Source organism: Phytobacter sp. V91, from assembly GCF_965644225.1.
In the GTDB taxonomy this organism is placed as follows: Bacteria; Pseudomonadota; Gammaproteobacteria; order Enterobacterales; family Enterobacteriaceae; genus CBFFRJ01.
Genome location: NZ_CBFFRJ010000021.1, coordinates 22302 through 39404, shown reverse-complemented (window position 1 = coordinate 39404; position 17103 = coordinate 22302). Strand labels below are relative to the sequence as shown.

The following is a 17103-nucleotide window of genomic DNA, read 5'->3' as shown; positions in this document are numbered from 1 at the left end:
CCTGACGGGATGGCCTAATGGATCACGCAATATATACCGCGATGGGCGCTGCCAGCCAGACGATGAACCAGCAGGCTGTCACCGCCAGCAACCTCGCGAATACGTCAACACCGGGTTTTCGTGCGCAGCTTACCGCATTGCGCGCCGTACCGGTGACCGGCCTGTCGGTACCCACCCGTACTCTGGTCGTCGAATCCACACCAGGTGCGGATATGACGCCAGGGCAACTGGACTTTACCTCACGTCCGTTGGATGTGGCGTTGCAGCAGGACGGTTGGCTCGCCGTGCAGAGTAAGGACGGCAGCGAAGGTTATACCCGCAACGGTAATATCCAGGTGACGCCTACGGGTCAGCTGACCATTGGTGGTAACCCGGTTATCGGTGAAGCAGGACCCCTTGCGGTGCCGGAAGGCTCGCAGGTCACTATCGCCGCTGACGGTACCATTTCGGCGCTGAACCCCGGCGACCCGGCGAACACCATTGCCCCGGTCGGCAGACTGAAGCTGGTAAAAGCGCTGGGCAGTGAAGTGGTGCGTGGCGATGATGGTTTGTTCCGTCTCAACCAGGCAGCCCAGGCTACGCGTGGACCCGTTTTACAGGCCGATCCGACGGTCACCGTGATGTCGGGCGTGCTGGAAGGCAGTAACGTTAAACCGGTGGAAGCGATGGCCGATATGATCGCCAGCGCCCGCCGATTTGAGATGCAAATGAAAGTAATTAGCAGCGTTGATGAAAATGCGCAGCGTGCTAACCAGTTGCTGTCTCTGACCTAATAAACAGGATTTCCTTATGATCAGTTCATTATGGATCGCTAAAACCGGCCTTGATGCACAGCAAACCAATATGGACGTTATCGCCAACAACCTGGCGAACGTCAGTACCAATGGTTTTAAACGTCAGCGTGCGGTATTTGAAGATTTGCTTTACCAGACTATTCGTCAGCCTGGGGCGCAATCTTCCGAGCAAACGACTCTGCCATCCGGTTTACAGATTGGTACGGGTGTGCGTCCGGTTGCCACCGAACGTCTGCATAGCCAGGGTAACCTGTCGCAAACCAACAACAGCAAAGATGTGGCAATCAAAGGCCAGGGTTTCTTCCAGGTTCTGTTGCCGGACGGCACATCTGCCTACACCCGTGATGGTTCGTTCCAGGTGGATCAGAACGGCCAATTGGTAACGGCGGGCGGTTTCCAGGTACAGCCTGCCATCACCATTCCGGCAAACACCCTGAGTATTACCATTGGCCGTGATGGCGTGGTGAGTGCGACTCAGCAGGGCGCTACGGCTGCGGTGCAGGTCGGACAGTTGAACCTGACCACCTTTATGAATGACAGCGGTCTCGAAAGTATGGGTGAGAACCTGTATACCGAAACCCAGTCATCTGGCGCGCCTAACGATACCACTCCAGGCCTTAATGGCTCGGGTCTGCTCTACCAGGGCTATGTGGAAACATCGAACGTTAACGTGGCTGAAGAACTGGTGAACATGATTCAGGTTCAGCGTGCGTATGAAATCAACAGCAAAGCGGTGTCCACAACCGATCAGATGCTGCAAAAACTGTCGCAACTCTAAGGCGCATTCCGGCGTGGTCGTAAAGGGCCGCGTCGGAACCCTGATTTCGAAGATGAATGTAATGCAAAAAATCACCACCGGCCGTTACCCTGTTTTAGCTTTACTGGCTGTCACCCTTAGTGGGTGTGCATGGGTTCCTTCAACTCCGCTGGTGCAGGGCGCGACGACTGCCCAACCCATGCCAGGCCCGGTTCCCGTGGTCAATGGTTCTATTTATCAGACCGCGCAGCCTATTAATTATGGTTATCAGCCGCTGTTTGAAGACCGCCGTCCGCGTAACGTGGGCGACACGCTGACGCTGGTGTTGCAGGAAAACGTCAGTGCAAGTAAAAGCTCTTCTGCCAATGCCAGCCGTGACAGCAAAGCCAGTTTCGGCATGGATACCACGCCACGCTATCTGGAAGGACTGTTTGGCAATGCCCGTGCAGACCTTGAAAGCTCAGGCAGTAATACCTTTAACGGCAAAGGCGGGGCAAACGCCAGTAACACCTTTAGCGGCACGCTGACCGTGACGGTCGATCAGGTGTTGATCAACGGTAATTTACATGTGGTGGGTGAAAAGCAGATAGCCATTAACCAGGGCACTGAGTTCATCCGCTTCTCGGGTGTGGTCAATCCACGCACCATCAGCGGCAGCAACACGGTTCCCTCCACCCAGGTGGCGGATGCGCGCATCGAATATGTTGGCAATGGCTACATCAACGAAGCGCAGAACATGGGCTGGCTGCAACGTTTCTTCCTCAACTTATCGCCGATGTAACCGGGGTGAATTATGTTTAGATATCTGACTGGACTTGCGTTAATCCTGCTGGCGACTGTCGCCCAGGCTGAACGTATCCGGGATCTCACCAGTGTACAGGGCGTACGTGAAAACTCATTAATCGGCTACGGTCTGGTGGTTGGCCTTGACGGCACGGGCGACCAGACTACCCAGACGCCATTCACCACCCAAAGTATTAATAACATGCTGTCGCAGATGGGGATCACCGTTCCTGCAGGCACCAACATGCAGCTGAAAAACGTGGCATCAGTGATGGTCACGGCGCAATTGCCTGCTTTTGGTCGTCAGGGTCAGGCTATCGACGTGGTGGTCTCCTCAATGGGTAACGCCAAAAGTCTGCGCGGCGGTACGCTGCTGATGACGCCGCTCAAAGGGGTGGACAGTCAGGTATATGCCCTGGCGCAGGGTAACATTCTGGTGGGTGGTGCTGGCGCCTCAGCCGGTGGCAGCAGTGTTGCGGTCAACCAGCTTAACGGCGGTCGTATTACCGGCGGCGCGGTGATTGAACGTGAACTGCCTTCTCAGTTTGGCAATGGCAACACCATCAATCTGCAGCTTAACCAGGATGACTTCACCATGGCGCAGCAAATTGCGGACACCGTGAATCGTCGTGGCATGGGCGGGGCAACTGCGCTCGATGCCCGTACCGTACAGATCCGTGTCCCGTCAGGTGGCAGTTCTCAGGTTCGTATGCTGGCGGATATCCAGAATCTGGAAGTCGGCAATGTGCCGCAGGATGCGAAAATCGTGATCAACTCCCGTACCGGGTCGGTGGTTATGAACCGCGAAGTGACGCTGGATAACTGCGCAGTTGCTCAGGGTAACCTCTCCGTGACGGTCAATCAGTCGGCGAACGTCAGCCAGCCGAACACGCCGTTTGGCGGTGGGCAGACAGTGGTCACACCGCAGACGCAAATCGATCTGCGGCAGAGTGGCGGTTCGCTGCAATCGATCCGCTCCAGCGCCAACCTCAACAATGTGGTGCGTGCCCTTAACGCGCTGGGCGCAACGCCGATTGATTTGATGTCTATTCTGCAATCCATGCAGAGCGCTGGCTGCCTGCGTGCGAAGCTGGAGATTATCTAATGCTGACTGACAGCCGCCTGACCGCGAGTGCTGCATGGGATGCGCAATCGCTGAATGAACTTAAGGTGAAAGCCGGGCAGGATCCGCAGGCTAACCTCCGTCCGGTGGCCCGTCAGGTTGAGGGGATGTTCGTGCAAATGATGCTCAAAAGCATGCGCGAAGCCCTGCCGAAAGATGGTTTGTTCAGTAGCGATTCAACGCGGATGTATACCAGCATGTATGACCAGCAGATCGCCCAGCAGATGACTGCCGGGAAAGGTCTGGGCCTTGCTGACATGATGGTCAAGCAGATGAGCGAAGGTCAGGGGCAGGTTGATCCTGGCGACCAGATGCAACAGGTCCCGATGAAATTTGACCTGGAAACGATCAATACTTATCAGAACCAGGCGCTTACGCAGATGGTGCGTAAAGCCTTACCGCGTACGCCGGTTGGCGATGATGAGCCGATGAGCGACAGTAAAGATTTCCTCGCCCAGCTTTCGCTGCCAGCGCGTCTTGCCAGTCAGCAGAGCGGGGTGCCGCATCATCTGATTCTGGCGCAGGCGGCGCTGGAATCGGGTTGGGGCCAGCGGCAAATCAAACGCGAAAACGGCGATCCAAGTTTCAACCTGTTTGGCGTCAAAGCGACACCAAGCTGGAAAGGGCCGGTAACCGAAATTACCACCACCGAGTTCGAGAATGGCGCAATGAAGAAGGTGAAAGCCAAATTCCGTGTCTACAGCTCTTATCTCGAAGCCTTGTCCGATTACGTCGGTATTCTTACCCGCAACCCACGCTATGCGGCAGTAACCAACGCCGCCACCGCTGAGCAGGGCGCGCAGGCGCTGCAAAGCGCGGGTTATGCGACAGATCCTAAGTACGCGCAGAAACTCACCACCATGATTCAGCAGCTTAAATCGATGGGCGACAAGGTGAATAAAGCCTACAGCAATGATATTGAAAATCTGTTCTGAAATGACTCAAGTTCAGCTCAGGGTTGCCGATAATCGTTAACAGGACTTATGTCTTAAAAGTTAATAAGGAACCTCCATGTCCAGCTTGATTAATAGCGCCATGAGCGGCTTGAGTGCAGCCCAGGCGGCACTCAATACCACCAGTAATAACATTTCAAGTTATAACGTGGCGGGCTATACGCGTCAGACAACGATTATCTCCGCGGCTAACAGTACTCTGGGCGCAGGCGGTTGGGTAGGGAACGGTGCTTACGTCTCTGGCGTACAGCGCGAATATGATTCGTTTATCACCAACCAGCTTCGCGCAGCCGAGACACAGAGCAGCGGGCTGACTTCGCGCTATGAGCAGATGTCGAAAATCAACGATATGGTCTCCAGCACCACTAACTCGTTGTCGACGTCCCTGCAAGGTTTCTTCTCCAGTTTACAAACCCTGGTGAGTAACGCTGAAGATCCGGCATCTCGTCAGAGCCTGCTGGGTAAGGCGGATGCGTTGGTCAACCAGTTCCAGGTGACGGATCAGTATCTGCGTGACCAGGATAAACAGATCAATATTTCGATCTCGTCGAGCGTTGACCAGATCAACAGTTATACCCAACAGATTGCTAACCTGAATGACCAGATCTCCCGCCTGACCGGCGTTGGTGCAGGTGCATCCCCCAATAACCTGCTTGATCAACGTGACCAGCTGGTCAGCGAACTGAACAAGATTGTGGGTGTTGAGGTAAGCGTTCAGGATGGCAGCAGCTATAACGTGACCATGGCCAATGGTTATACCCTGGTGCAGGGGAGTACGGCGCGTCAGCTGGCGGCGGTGTCCTCCAGCGCGGATCCTGCACGTACCACGGTGGCCTATGTGGATAACACCGCGGGTAACATTGAGATCCCGGAAAAACTGCTGACCAGCGGTTCTCTTGGCGGCCTGTTGACCTTCCGCTCCCAGGATCTGGACCAGACGCGTAATACGCTGGGACAACTGGCGCTGTCGTTTGCTGATGCGTTTAACACCCAGCATAAAGAAGGTTTCGACGTCGACGGCAACGCGGGCACGGATTTCTTTACCATTGGTAGCCCGAGCACGCTGAGTAACACCAAAAACACCGGTGGCGCGACGCTGACCGCAGAAGTTACCAGCAGCACCGATGTAAAAGCGACGGACTACAAATTAACGAAGACCGATTCCGGCTGGAGTGTGACCCGTCTTGCCGACAATACCTCTGTTACGGTAACGCCGGCAGCAGATGGCTCACTGTCTTTCGACGGTCTGAAAGTCACGGTTTCTGGCACTGCCGACAAGAATGACAGCTTTACCGTTAAGCCGGTTGCCAACGCCATTATCAATATGGATGTGGCTATTACCGATGAGTCGAAAATCGCCATGGCGGAAAGCGCGACATCCGGCGAGAGCGACAATAAAAACGGTCAGGCGCTGCTTGATCTGCAAAACGATAAAGTAGTGGGTGGCGCGAAGACTTTTAACGACGCCTATGCCGCATTAATCAGTACCATCGGGACCACAACGTCCACGCTTAAGACCAGCAGCACGACTCAGGAGAATGTGGTGACTCAGCTGAGCAATCAGCAGCAATCCATCTCCGGCGTTAACCTGGATGAAGAATACGGTAATCTGCAACGCTACCAGCAGTATTATCTCGCCAACGCACAGGTGCTTCAGACTGCCAGCACGCTGTTTGATGCGTTACTGAACATACGCTAAGTAAGAGGTGAATGATGCGTATCAGTACACAGATGATGTATGAACAAAACATGCGTGGTATCACCAACTCACAGAGTAAGTGGTTGGAATACGGCGAGCAAATGTCGACCGGGCTGCGTGTAAACCGCCCGTCAGATGATCCGATCGCGGCCTCTCAGGCGGTGGTTGTTTCTCAGGCCCAGCAGCAGAACGAACAATACAAAACGGCGCGTACTTTCGCTAACCAGAAAATCTCTCTGGAAGAAAGCGTGCTGTCTCAGGTCACCACCGCGGTAACCGCGGCGCAAAGCACTATTGTTAAAGCGGGTAACGGTAGCCTGAGTGACGATGACCGAGCTTCGACGGCCACGGAGCTGCAAGGTATCCGCGATCAGCTGATGAACCTGGCCAACAGCACTGATGGTAACGGTCGCTATATTTTTGGCGGCTACAAAACCAGTGACGCGCCTTTCGATACCACCACCGGAGCATACAGCGGCGGTGATGAAGCCATCAGTCAGCAGGTTGATGCCGCGCGTACCATGGTGATTGCCCATACCGGCGAGCAGGTATTCCAGAGCGCCACAAGCAACGCCGTAAAAGAGTCAGATGGCAGCGTTGAATCCGATGTTTTCAAGATCCTTGACGATGCCATTGCCGCGCTGAAAGTACCGGTCAGTGATGATGAAGCCGCGAAAGAGACCTCTCAGGCCGCGATGGATAAAGCAAACCGTGGGTTGCGTAACTCGCTCAACAATGTGCTGACCGTGCGCGCTGAACTGGGTACGCAACTTGATGAGCTGGACAAACTGGATGCACTGGGTGATGACCGTTCGCTGAGTCTGACCCAGCAGATGAGTGACCTGGTTGATGTGGACTGGAACTCTGCTATCTCCTCTTACACCATGCAGCAGGCAGCGTTGCAGGCCTCCTACAAAGCTTTCAGCGATATGCAGGGTATGTCGTTGTTCCAGCTGAATAAATAAGTTTTGCTTTGACCATATCTTGAAACTGGCTATGGTCCATATGCCCGCTCCGGTCTCCGGTGCGGGCTTTTTTTTACTGCTGTAAACACGCGAATGGCGGGTTAATTCTTAACCCGGATTTCTGCTTACTGCCTGCACCCGGCGATTGTCGAAAACCCGGATAACCAGCGCGATAACCCCGGTCAGCGTGGCCAGCGTCACAACCCCCTCCCAGCCAGTCACGCTGTAGATTTTACTGCCCAGCACAGAGCCCAGCGCCATGCCGATAAACACCACGGTAAACAGCAGGGCATTGAGTCTGCCGCGGGCCTGCGGTTCCAGCCCGTACACCAGATTCTGGTGGGCAACGAGGCTTGATTGCAGACCCAAGTCAAAGCCTATTGCTGAAAGCGCAATGACCACCAGCTGTGCATGAGCGGGGAGTAAGGGCAGCGCAAACATCAGCGCAAAAGAGACCGATACCAGTGCTGCGCCAAGCTGGGTCACTTTTTCCGCCCCGACTTTATCAGCAAGTCCGCCCGCCAGCGGCGCGGCTAAGGCGCCTGCGGCCCCGGCAATGCCAAATGTTCCCGCCACTGCGCTACCGAACTGATATTTTTCCAGCAGCATAACGGCAAGGGTTGACCAGAAGGCGCTGAAGGCAATGGATAAGAATCCCTGAGCAAAGGCTGCGCGGCGCAGGGCAGGGTAGCGCTGCCAGAGGTGAGCCATCGATTTCATCAGTTGTGGGTAGCTCAGGGTCGAATGCGCTGCGAAGCGTGGCAGCACGATCCACAGCAGCGCGCCGATAAAGCTGGCACTCACCGCCGCGAGCTGGAACATGACCCGCCAGCCAAACGCCACTCCCACAAAACCGCTGACGATACGGGAAAGCAGAATGCCCAGCAGCAAACCTGTCATCACGGTTCCCACGGTTTTCCCCTGTTTACCCTGCGGGGCCAGAATTGCCGCTGCCGGTACGATATCCTGCGCCATCGTCGCGGCCAGCCCAGCAGTAAACTGACGACCAGCAGGGTCGATAGCTGGCTGGTAAAACTACAGGCCAGCAGCAGTGCCAGTGCGGCACATTTGCTCAGAATCAAACGACGGCGATCGTAGCGATCCCCGAGCGGCAGTAAAAAAAGGATCCCCAGGGCATAGCCTGCCTGAGTGAGGGTGGGGACCAGTCCCATCCCGTTGATGGTTAAATGCAGATCGCTGCCCATCAGGGGTAACAGTGGTTGTGCGTAGTAGATGGCGGCCACGCTGAATCCCGCGCCCAGCGCCAGCACGAAGATCAGAAAGCGTGCGGCATTCAATGGTTGAGCATGACGGTTCATAAGGTTTTCCTCGAATTTGGTGTGAGTGCATTTTTCCTCATCCCGGGCTGGCACGGTAGAGAGCATGGTGGTAAAACGGTTATACGTATGGCGTATAACAAATGTGATTAAGATGCGAACAGAGCGTATAGATAGGGTGGAGTTGATGCGCACGCTGGTGCGTATTGTTGAGGCAGGATCCCTGTCGGCAGCCGCGCGCCAGCTGGCGACAACTCAGGCAACCATCAGTCGTCGTTTGCAGTCGCTGGAGACGGTGCTGGGGGTGAAACTCCTGTTGCGCAGTACTCATGCAATGAAACTGACCGATGACGGAGAGCGATGCTACCAGCATGCAAAACGGGTGATCGACGCCTGGATGACGCTGGAAGACGATCTTGGTCAGTCAGAGGATGAACCTGTCGGTACGCTGCGGGTACGTGCGCCGCATGCCTTCGGTCAGGAGCAACTCCTGACGCCGCTCACAGCATTTTTGCAGCGCCATCCCCGGCTCAGCGTGGAGTGGATGCTAAACGATAAGAGCGTCAACTTCCTCAGTGACAATATTGATTGTGCTATTCGTGTCGGGGCCGAAATCGACCCGGCAACGGTTTCGGTGTTACTGGCTGAAGTTCCCCGTTGCCTGGTGGCCGCACCTGCTTTACTGGCGCAGTATCCCCCGCTGAGCAGTCTCCCGGAGCTGAGTGCGTTGCCGTGGATTGCGCTCAACACCTTCTATCAGCACGATATTCAACTGACCCACGTGGCTAGTGGTGAGATGCGACGCGTGGCGCTGTCGCCACGTTTATCAACCGACAGCCTGTATGTCGCCCGCAATACAGCGCTTGCCGGCCTTGGCGTGGCCGCCGTATCAAGCTGGACGGTAGAGGAAGATATTCGCAGCGGTAAGCTGGTGGCGCTTGTGCCTGAATGGCAGCCTGCACCTTTGCCGGTGCATCTGGTCTATCCCTGGGCGCGCTATTATCCTGCGCGGCTGCGCATGTTCTTACAACTGATGCGTGAGGTGATGCCGGGCCTGAGTGGGGTACGGGTTCCTGAACGCAGGGCATAAAAAAGCCGACCCGAAGGTCGGCTTTTTACCAGAGAAGAGATTACTCTACTGGCTGTGGGCGCGTCGCAGGCGCGGTCGCCGTGTGGGTTGCGCTATGACCGCCAGCTGAACCTTTACCATCAAAATCGAACTGAGGACGAACCCAGTTGCTTTGACGTGGAGCTTCAGGCACATATGACGGTGCCGGTGCTTTGGTCATCGGCGCAGTGGCATGGTGTGCGGCGTTGTTGGCTACCTGCACTGAGGCGACTGCGGCTTCAACGACTGGTGCGGCAACGACAGGTTCAACCGGCTGAGGTGCTTCAACGACCGGCTCTGCTGCAACAGTCTCAGTCTCTTGAGCAACCGCCTCTTCGACAGCGGTCTCTTCAGCCGCCACAACTTCCGGCTCCGGAGCAATAGCGTCGACAAAACCGGACTCAGCAACAACAGGTGCTTCCACGACCTCTGGCTCAGCAGCTACCGGTTCAGCGACAGGAGCGACCTCTTCTGCCGCCACTTCGTCAACAGCGGGTTCTTCCCCGGCAGCAGTCAACGCCGGTTGTTCCGCAACAGGTGCTTCAATCACTTCAGGCTGGGTGGTCTGCACCTCTACCGGCTGTGGCTCTGCCACTGCGGTTTGCGGTTCAACAACCACCGGTTGCTGCTCTTCCACAACAGTAACAGGCTGCTGTACGGCCTGCGCGTGAACCGGTGCGACTTCAGCGACGGCCACAACAGGCTGAACGTCATACTGCTGTTCTGCCACTTGCACTTGCGCTTCCTGCACGTCGTTTTGCGCACGGGCAACTGGATACTGTACCCATACTTTACCCGATGCCATTTCCGGCGATGCACAGGCGGTAGCCAGCGGCATTGCGGACTGGGCCGGATAACGCTCATCACGGTAGCGACGACGACGTTGACCGCTGACGCGCAGATGACGCGGTGAACGACGAGAACGGCGCGGCATTCCAGCGTTATCTCGGGATTCCGCGTTATCGTCCTGCTCAACCGCAGTGTCGATGACGGCTGGCAGGTCACGTTTAGCAACTTCAGTATGCTGCACTGGCGCTTCTGCCGCTGGTGCGGCTTCAACCACGGTTTCGCTGGCCTGAGCCCCGTCAGTGATACGCACTTTCTGCGCTAACTGACGTTGTTTACGACGCGGCATAACCTGAACACGTTCTTCCGCTGCGGCTTCCTGCTCTGCTGGCTCTTCACGATCCAGGGCTTTGGCATCCTGCTGCGGCTGACGTTTTTCTTCGTTGCGACGACGATTGCGATCGCGACGTGGCTGCTGCTCGTCACGTGATTTCGCTTTTTCGTTATCTTCCGGCGCGGCGTTCTGGCGAAGTTCACGATCTTCACTATTTTGCTGCGGCTTCTCACGACGATTACGACGGTTCTCATCGCGATTTTCACGCGGTTCGTTACTGTCGGCACGATTGTCGCGGCGCTCGTTACGGTCATTACGATCGTTTCTGTCGTTACGGTCGCGACGATTGTTCTGGCGCGGTTTGCGACGATCCTGGGAACGCTCTTGTTTCTCTTCTTTCTTCTCTTCTTTCACTTCAACTGGCGCAGCTGGTTCGCTGGCTGCAAACAGGTTTTTCAGCGCGGAGAACAGACGGCTGAAGAGACCTGGAGCTGCAGGCGCGGCAACGGTTTGTGACGAAGCGGAAGGCTGCGTTCTGGCAACAGGCGCGGTCGGTGCCTGAGGCTCTGGCGGTATTTCAGGCATCACGAAGGCCGCAAGCGCAGGTTGCTCAGGACGTTTACGCTCAGTGGCTTCTTCTTCAGATGGCAGCGCCATCTCTTCTTCATGCAGTTTCGGCAGCAGATAGCTCAGGGTTGGCGTCTCTTCGCCTTTACGCACGCGCAGAACAGAGTAATGCGGGGTTTCCATTTGATCGTTAGGAACGATCACGCAACGCACGCCGTTCTGACGGGTTTCGATAGCGCTGACCGCAGAACGTTTTTCGTTCAGCAGATAAGAGGCAATCGGCACCGGAACAATGGCATGAACTTCCTGAGTATTCTCTTTCAGCGCTTCTTCTTCAATAAGACGCAGGATAGAGAGTGACAGGGATTCATTATCACGGATGGTACCGGTACCCGTACAACGCGGGCAGACGTGGTGGCTTGATTCACCCAGTGACGGGCTCAGGCGCTGGCGAGACATCTCCAGCAGGCCGAAGCGAGAAATATGGCTGATCTGAATGCGCGCTCTGTCCTGACGAACCGCTTCACGCAGGCGATTTTCTACCGCACGCTGGTGGCGAACCGGGGTCATATCGATAAAGTCGATAACGATCAGACCGCCAAGGTCACGCAGACGCAGCTGGCGAGCGATTTCATCGGCCGCTTCCAGGTTGGTGTTAAACGCCGTTTCTTCGATATCGCCGCCACGGGTTGCGCGTGCGGAGTTGATATCGATAGCCGTTAACGCTTCAGTGGAGTCGATAACGATAGAGCCGCCGGACGGCAGGCGAACTTCGCGCTGGAACGCAGATTCAATCTGCGATTCAATCTGGTAGTGGCTGAACAGCGGAATTTCACCGGTGTACAGTTTAATTTTACTGCTGAAATCCGGACGACCCAGGGCTGCTATGTGCTGGCGTGCCAGCTCAAGAATTTTCGGGTTATCAATCAGAATTTCGCCGATGTCCTGGCGCAGGTAATCACGGAAAGCGCGAACGATAACGTTGCTTTCCTGGTGGATCAGGAACGGGGCAGGGCGGTTTTCCGCTGCTTTCTGGATAGCTTCCCAGTGTTTCAGACGGAAACTAAGATCCCATTGCAGTGATTCAGCGGATTTGCCAACACCGGCGGTACGAACGATTAAGCCCATACCGTCCGGGAGTTCCAGGCTGGCGAGCGCTTCTTTTAACTCGGTGCGATCGTCACCCTCGATACGGCGAGAAATGCCGCCTGCACGTGGGTTGTTTGGCATCAATACGAGGTAGCTGCCCGCAAGACTGATAAACGTCGTCAGCGCAGCGCCTTTGTTGCCGCGTTCTTCTTTATCAATTTGAACAATAACTTCCTGGCCTTCGCGCAACACATCTTTGATGTTCGGACGACCATGAGAATTGTAATTGGCAGGAAAGTATTCGCGGGCAATTTCTTTAAGAGGCAGGAAACCGTGACGTTCAGCACCGTAATCAACGAATGCAGCTTCCAGACTCGGTTCAATGCGGGTGATTTTACCTTTGTAGATGTTGGCTTTTTTCTGTTCGTGTCCAGGACTTTCGATATCCAGATCGTACAGGCGCTGCCCATCCACGAGGGCAACACGCAACTCTTCTTGCTGAGTTGCGTTGATTAACATTCTTTTCATCGTAACTTACTCATTATTCTTACATTGACGACTAAGCTGCGGGCAAAGTAACGCCTTTCCGGGGGAGAACCGATGGCCTCGTGACTGTTCACGTCGCCAACCTCACGGTTGTCGCTCGCTTAAGAGGCGCAGTGTGTCGGTTGCCTGTATTTCCTGTGGAAAACACAGCGCAATTATCAGGGGAACAGCCTGGGAAAAACTCTCCAGAGAAGATTCCATCTACCGGTAAGGACTGCAACCCGCAGCCCGCTAAGTGCCTGAAAGTCCAATACGTCTTACGCCATTGCTGCGTGTATGGTCGGACAGGCAAAACTGTTCATTCCGCTAATTGCTTGTATGCACAAGATTCAACGCGGAAAACTGCAACATTATTCCTTGCGAGCCTTGTGATAGCAAGCTGACTTTTACCATTTATCACCCGGTTACTCACAGTTTTTTCACTTTTGGCAGGCGATTGATTTAATAACCGCCAAATCATCTGTGAAGAACGAAGTCGTCCGGGATCATGAGTAAATATAAGCATAGAAAAATGAGTGGCGCTAATCATCGGCGATAATTAGAATCGCCTCCCATGAAAACTGAGACTCCAGCCGTAAAAAATGTTGCCATCACCGATGATGAAGCGGGGCAACGTATTGACAATTTTTTGCGCACCCAGCTGAAAGGTGTGCCAAAAAGCATGATTTATCGCATCCTGCGTAAAGGGGAAGTGCGGGTTAACAAAAAACGCGTTAAGCCGGAATACAAACTGGAATCCGGTGATGAGGTGCGTATTCCGCCGGTGCGGGTTGCCGAAAGAGAAGAAGAGGCCGTTTCGCCACATTTGCAGAAAGTGGCTGCGCTGAACGACGTTATTCTCTATGAAGACGAACATATTCTGGTACTGAACAAACCTTCCGGCACTGCGGTACACGGTGGTAGCGGCCTCAGCTTCGGGGTTATCGAAGGCCTGCGCGCTTTACGTCCTGAAGCCCGTTTCCTTGAACTGGTTCACCGTCTCGATCGCGACACTTCTGGCGTACTGCTGGTGGCGAAAAAGCGTTCCGCGCTGCGTTCATTGCATGAACAGCTGCGTGAAAAGGGGATGCAGAAGGACTATCTGGCGCTGGTGCGCGGACAGTGGCAGTCGCATGTCAAGGTGGTGCAGGCGCCGTTGCTGAAAAATATTCTGCAAAGCGGAGAACGCATCGTTCGTGTCAACAGTGAGGGTAAACCTTCCGAAACCCGCTTTAAGGTTGAGGAGCGTTATGAGATTGCGACCCTGGTTCGCTGTAGTCCGGTGACCGGGCGTACTCACCAGATCCGTGTGCACACGCAGCATGCCGGACATCCCATCGCTTTTGACGACCGCTATGGTGACCGAGAGTTTGACAAGCAGCTGGCGGGTACCGGGCTGTCCCGGCTGTTCCTGCATGCCGCCGCGCTGAAGTTTACTCATCCGAATACGGGCGAAATTATCCGTATTGAAGCGCCGCTCGATGCCGGGCTAAAGCGTTGTCTCCAGGTGCTTCGTAGCCAGAAGTAAACGAAAAGGGTAGCCGCGATGGCTACCCTTTTTCTCAGGTGGTACGTGGGGTGAGCGGTTGTGCCGTGTTTTTCTCTTTGATCGGCAAATTGATTAACGCCGCGATAATGGCCAGCGCAATATCCGCGTACCATACCCAGTCAAGACTCCCTTCATACTGCATGGCAACCCCTCCGAGCCAGGCGCCAAAAAATGCCCCTATCTGATGTGAGAACAGCGTGAAGCCAAACAGCGTCGCCAGATAGCGAGTGCCAAAGAGCTTGCCCACAATACCCGCCGTGGGCGGCACGGTGGCAAGCCAGGTCAGGCCGATTGCACAGGCAAAAATGTAAAACGCCAGCTCAGATTTTGACGACAACAAGAAAGCAATGATCAACACTGCGCGCGAAGCATACAGCCACGCGAGGATGTATTTCATCGGGTAACGTTTGCCAAGAATGCCGGCGATAATGCTGCCTGCAATATTAAACAGGCCAATCAGCGACAGACTGACCGCAGAAACGGACGCATCATGACCGCACAGATTTACTTCACTTGGTAAATGGGTGGTGAGGAATGCCACGTGAAAGCCGCAGGTGAGAAATCCCGCATGCAGCAGAAGATAGCTGGGATTGCGAAACGCGAGCCGGATCTGCTGCTTCAGTCCTGGCTCGTCAGCCGCCGCCGTCAATACCGGTTTGACGGCGGGTTGCGCATTCTTCCGGCATAAAAACCACGATGGAATAATGGTGGAGAGCGCGGCAAAGGCGAGAAACAGCAGTCCCGACGCCGCGCCGCGCAGGCTGACAATCAACTGGATCAACGGGGCGAAGATAAACTGCCCCAGCGAGCCGCCAGCGTTAATCATTCCGCTGGCAACCGAACCTTTGTCACTCGGCAAACGACTGGCGACGATACCAATCAGCACTGAGAAACTCCCGGCGGCAGCGCCCGCAGGACTCAACAACCCCTGAGCCAGAGTCAGGGGCAGGAACGATGAGGCCCAGAGGGTGCCGATTTGGCCAAGGGCAATGAGTACCGCGCCCAGCACCAGCACGTTGAAGGCGCCGCGTTTATCCGCCCATGCGCCGAACAGGGGCTGAAACGCTCCCCACATCAACTGACCGATCGCCAGCGCCATACTGACTTCGGCAATGCTCATGGTGGTGGAATGGAGGATCGGGTGGATAAACAGGCCCACGGTCTGCCTGATCCCCATCGTTATCATTAAAATCAGACTGGCCAGCGCGATTAGCGACCACAGGCCTGTTGACGTCGGTTGAGACAGGCTACGCGATTTCACGGTGTTCCTTATAAAGTCAGGCGTTATTTGTCAGCTAAGCAAAGGATTACGTTGTTCCCGACGCAGCATCTGGCAAAGTGCAATTAATGGCAAGCCCACCAGCGTATTAGGATCGCGGCCTTCCAGGCGTTCAAAGAGCGCGATACCCAGTCCTTCGCTCTTAAAACTTCCGGCGCATTGCAGTGGGCGTTCCTTACGCACGTAATCTTCGATTTCCTGGTCGCTTAAGTGGCGAAAATGGACATCAAAGGGTTCACATTCTGTTTGCAGATGCCCGGTTGCTGAATTAAACAGCGCCAGCCCGGTATAGAAAGTCACAATATTGCCGCTGGCTTTGCGTAACTGCCTGCAGGCATTGTCTTCGGTGTGCGGTTTGCCGGTTATTTCACCTTCCAGAACACAGACCTGATCGGATCCAATAATAAGATGATGAGGATAACGTTCGGCGAGAGATTGCGCTTTTTCCTGCGCCAGACGCAACACCAGATGGCGAGGCGTCTCACCGGGTTGCGGGGTTTCATCCGTTGTCGGCGCTGCGCATTCAAAAGGGATACCGAGCTTTTCCAGCAGCATGCGCCGCCAGGGTGAGGTTGATGCAAGAATAATATCTGACATATTTTTTTCACCAAATATGGCTTAACCATGACAGGCATTTTAAACTGTAGGCCGCAATGTGTGCGAATTATTGGCAAAAGGCAACCTGAGGCTGCCTTTTTCTTTGACTCTATGACGTTACAAAGTTAATATGCGCGCCCTATGCAAAAGGTAAAATTACCCCTGACTCTCGACCCGGTTCGCACGGCTCAAAAACGCCTTGATTACCAGGGTGTCTATCTGCCCGATCAAGTTGGTCGTGTCGGCGAGTCTGTAGTCAGTGTGGACAGTGATGTGGAATGCTCCATTTCGTTTGCCATCGATAACCAACGCCTCGCGGTCATTACCGGTGATGCGAAGGTGACGGTGTCTCTGGAATGTCAGCGTTGCGGCAAGCCGTTTATCCATCAGGTTCACACAACATATTGTTTCAGCCCTGTCCGTTCTGACGAGCAGGCCGAAGCACTGCCGGAAGCGTATGAACCGATTGAGGTTGACGAATTCGGTGAAATCGATCTGCGGGCATTAGTTGAGGATGAAATCATTCTCTCCCTGCCTGTAGTTCCGGTGCATGATTCTGAACACTGTGAAGTGTCCGAGGCGGACATGGTCTTTGGTGAATTGCCTGATGAAGCGCAAAAACCAAACCCATTTGCCGTATTAGCCAGCTTAAAGCGTAAGTAATAGGTTTTCCCCCATCAAACGGGGTTAATCGTAATTAAGGAGTAAGGTCCATGGCCGTACAACAGAATAAACCAACCCGTTCCAAACGTGGCATGCGTCGTTCTCATGACGCTCTGACCGCAGTCACCAGCCTGTCTGTAGACAAAACCTCTGGTGAGAAACACCTGCGTCACCACATCACTGCCGACGGTTTCTACCGTGGCCGCAAGGTAATCACTAAGTAATCACGCGCAAGCGTGAAAAACTTAGTGAGGA

At 54.8% G+C, this 17103-nt stretch carries 14 protein-coding genes and 1 pseudogene; 11 read left to right on the top strand and 4 right to left on the bottom strand.

Translation table 11 applies throughout. From position 1 onward, the window contains the following. Positions 1–17: 17 nt before the first annotated feature. From ACSZO4_RS06585 to flgL, 7 genes are all read left to right on the top strand, one after another. Positions 18–773 (top strand): flagellar basal body rod protein FlgF, encoded by a 756-nt coding sequence (locus ACSZO4_RS06585; RefSeq protein ID WP_437888061.1) that lies wholly within the window; start codon positions 18–20, stop codon positions 771–773. 16 nt (positions 774–789) lie between these two features. Then, positions 790–1572, top strand: a complete 783-nt coding sequence (gene flgG / locus ACSZO4_RS06580) for a flagellar basal-body rod protein FlgG (protein WP_437888060.1) — start codon at positions 790–792, stop codon at positions 1570–1572. A 61-nt stretch (positions 1573–1633) separates the two neighbouring features. Then, entirely contained in the window at positions 1634–2332 is a 699-nt protein-coding gene (locus tag ACSZO4_RS06575) for a flagellar basal body L-ring protein FlgH (RefSeq protein ID WP_437888059.1), read from the top strand. 12 nt (positions 2333–2344) lie between these two features. Further along, entirely contained in the window at positions 2345–3439 is a 1095-nt protein-coding gene (locus ACSZO4_RS06570) for a flagellar basal body P-ring protein FlgI (RefSeq protein WP_437888058.1), read from the top strand. Beyond that, a complete protein-coding gene (gene flgJ / locus ACSZO4_RS06565; protein WP_437888057.1) occupies positions 3439–4392 on the top strand; it encodes a flagellar assembly peptidoglycan hydrolase FlgJ in 954 nt (317 codons plus the stop codon). Before ACSZO4_RS06570 ends, flgJ begins: the two co-directional genes overlap by 1 nt. A 76-nt stretch (positions 4393–4468) precedes the next feature. Beyond that, positions 4469–6109 (top strand): flagellar hook-associated protein FlgK, encoded by a 1641-nt coding sequence (flgK, locus tag ACSZO4_RS06560; RefSeq protein ID WP_437888056.1) that lies wholly within the window; start codon positions 4469–4471, stop codon positions 6107–6109. Positions 6110–6123: 14 nt separating this feature from the next. Then, positions 6124–7074 carry a flagellar hook-associated protein FlgL gene (flgL, locus tag ACSZO4_RS06555; RefSeq protein ID WP_437888078.1) on the top strand — a complete coding sequence of 317 codons (951 nt, stop codon included), beginning with the start codon at positions 6124–6126 and terminating at the stop codon, positions 7072–7074. 108 nt (positions 7075–7182) lie between these two features. Here flgL and ACSZO4_RS06550 read toward each other — a convergent pair. After that, positions 7183–8393: pseudogene (locus tag ACSZO4_RS06550) on the bottom strand (MFS transporter). Positions 8394–8457: 64 nt separating this feature from the next. Here ACSZO4_RS06550 and ACSZO4_RS06545 point away from each other — a divergent pair. Further along, positions 8458–9441, top strand: a complete 984-nt coding sequence (locus tag ACSZO4_RS06545; protein WP_437888055.1) for a LysR family transcriptional regulator — start codon at positions 8458–8460, stop codon at positions 9439–9441. 40 nt (positions 9442–9481) lie between these two features. Here ACSZO4_RS06545 and rne read toward each other — a convergent pair whose 3' ends face one another. Further along, complete coding sequence (gene rne / locus ACSZO4_RS06540; RefSeq protein WP_437888054.1) at positions 9482–12763, bottom strand: ribonuclease E; 3282 nt, start codon at positions 12761–12763, stop codon at positions 9482–9484. A 571-nt stretch (positions 12764–13334) separates the two neighbouring features. On the opposite strand from rne, the gene rluC reads away from it, so the two are divergent. Then, complete coding sequence (gene rluC, locus ACSZO4_RS06535; protein ID WP_437888053.1) at positions 13335–14288, top strand: 23S rRNA pseudouridine(955/2504/2580) synthase RluC; 954 nt, start codon at positions 13335–13337, stop codon at positions 14286–14288. 34 nt (positions 14289–14322) lie between these two features. On the opposite strand, the gene ACSZO4_RS06530 is transcribed toward rluC, so the two are convergent. Then, on the bottom strand, positions 14323–15570 hold the full coding sequence (locus ACSZO4_RS06530) for an MFS transporter (protein ID WP_437888052.1): 1248 nt from the start codon (positions 15568–15570) through the stop codon (positions 14323–14325). A gap of 30 nt (positions 15571–15600) precedes the next feature. Beyond that, a complete protein-coding gene (locus tag ACSZO4_RS06525; RefSeq protein ID WP_437888051.1) occupies positions 15601–16185 on the bottom strand; it encodes a Maf family protein in 585 nt (194 codons plus the stop codon). 141 nt (positions 16186–16326) lie between these two features. Here ACSZO4_RS06525 and yceD point away from each other — a divergent pair, with 141 nt between their 5' ends. Next, positions 16327–16848, top strand: a complete 522-nt coding sequence (yceD, locus tag ACSZO4_RS06520) for a 23S rRNA accumulation protein YceD (protein ID WP_437888050.1) — start codon at positions 16327–16329, stop codon at positions 16846–16848. A 50-nt stretch (positions 16849–16898) separates the two neighbouring features. After that, entirely contained in the window at positions 16899–17072 is a 174-nt protein-coding gene (rpmF, locus tag ACSZO4_RS06515; protein WP_003857964.1) for a 50S ribosomal protein L32, read from the top strand. Positions 17073–17103 lie beyond the last annotated feature (31 nt).

Coding starts and splice junctions, on each gene's coding strand:
- flgL (WP_437888078.1), top strand. CDS start 6,124: ATGCGTATCAGTACACAGATGATGTATGAACAAAACATGCGTGGTATC.
- flgJ (WP_437888057.1), top strand. CDS start 3,439: ATGCTGACTGACAGCCGCCTGACCGCGAGTGCTGCATGGGATGCGCAA.
- rluC (WP_437888053.1), top strand. CDS start 13,335: ATGAAAACTGAGACTCCAGCCGTAAAAAATGTTGCCATCACCGATGAT.
- rpmF (WP_003857964.1), top strand. CDS start 16,899: ATGGCCGTACAACAGAATAAACCAACCCGTTCCAAACGTGGCATGCGT.
- flgG (WP_437888060.1), top strand. CDS start 790: ATGATCAGTTCATTATGGATCGCTAAAACCGGCCTTGATGCACAGCAA.
- ACSZO4_RS06575 (WP_437888059.1), top strand. CDS start 1,634: ATGCAAAAAATCACCACCGGCCGTTACCCTGTTTTAGCTTTACTGGCT.
- ACSZO4_RS06570 (WP_437888058.1), top strand. CDS start 2,345: ATGTTTAGATATCTGACTGGACTTGCGTTAATCCTGCTGGCGACTGTC.
- ACSZO4_RS06585 (WP_437888061.1), top strand. CDS start 18: ATGGATCACGCAATATATACCGCGATGGGCGCTGCCAGCCAGACGATG.
- rne (WP_437888054.1), bottom strand. CDS start 12,763: ATGAAAAGAATGTTAATCAACGCAACTCAGCAAGAAGAGTTGCGTGTT.
- yceD (WP_437888050.1), top strand. CDS start 16,327: ATGCAAAAGGTAAAATTACCCCTGACTCTCGACCCGGTTCGCACGGCT.
- ACSZO4_RS06525 (WP_437888051.1), bottom strand. CDS start 16,185: ATGTCAGATATTATTCTTGCATCAACCTCACCCTGGCGGCGCATGCTG.
- flgK (WP_437888056.1), top strand. CDS start 4,469: ATGTCCAGCTTGATTAATAGCGCCATGAGCGGCTTGAGTGCAGCCCAG.
- ACSZO4_RS06545 (WP_437888055.1), top strand. CDS start 8,458: ATGGTGGTAAAACGGTTATACGTATGGCGTATAACAAATGTGATTAAG.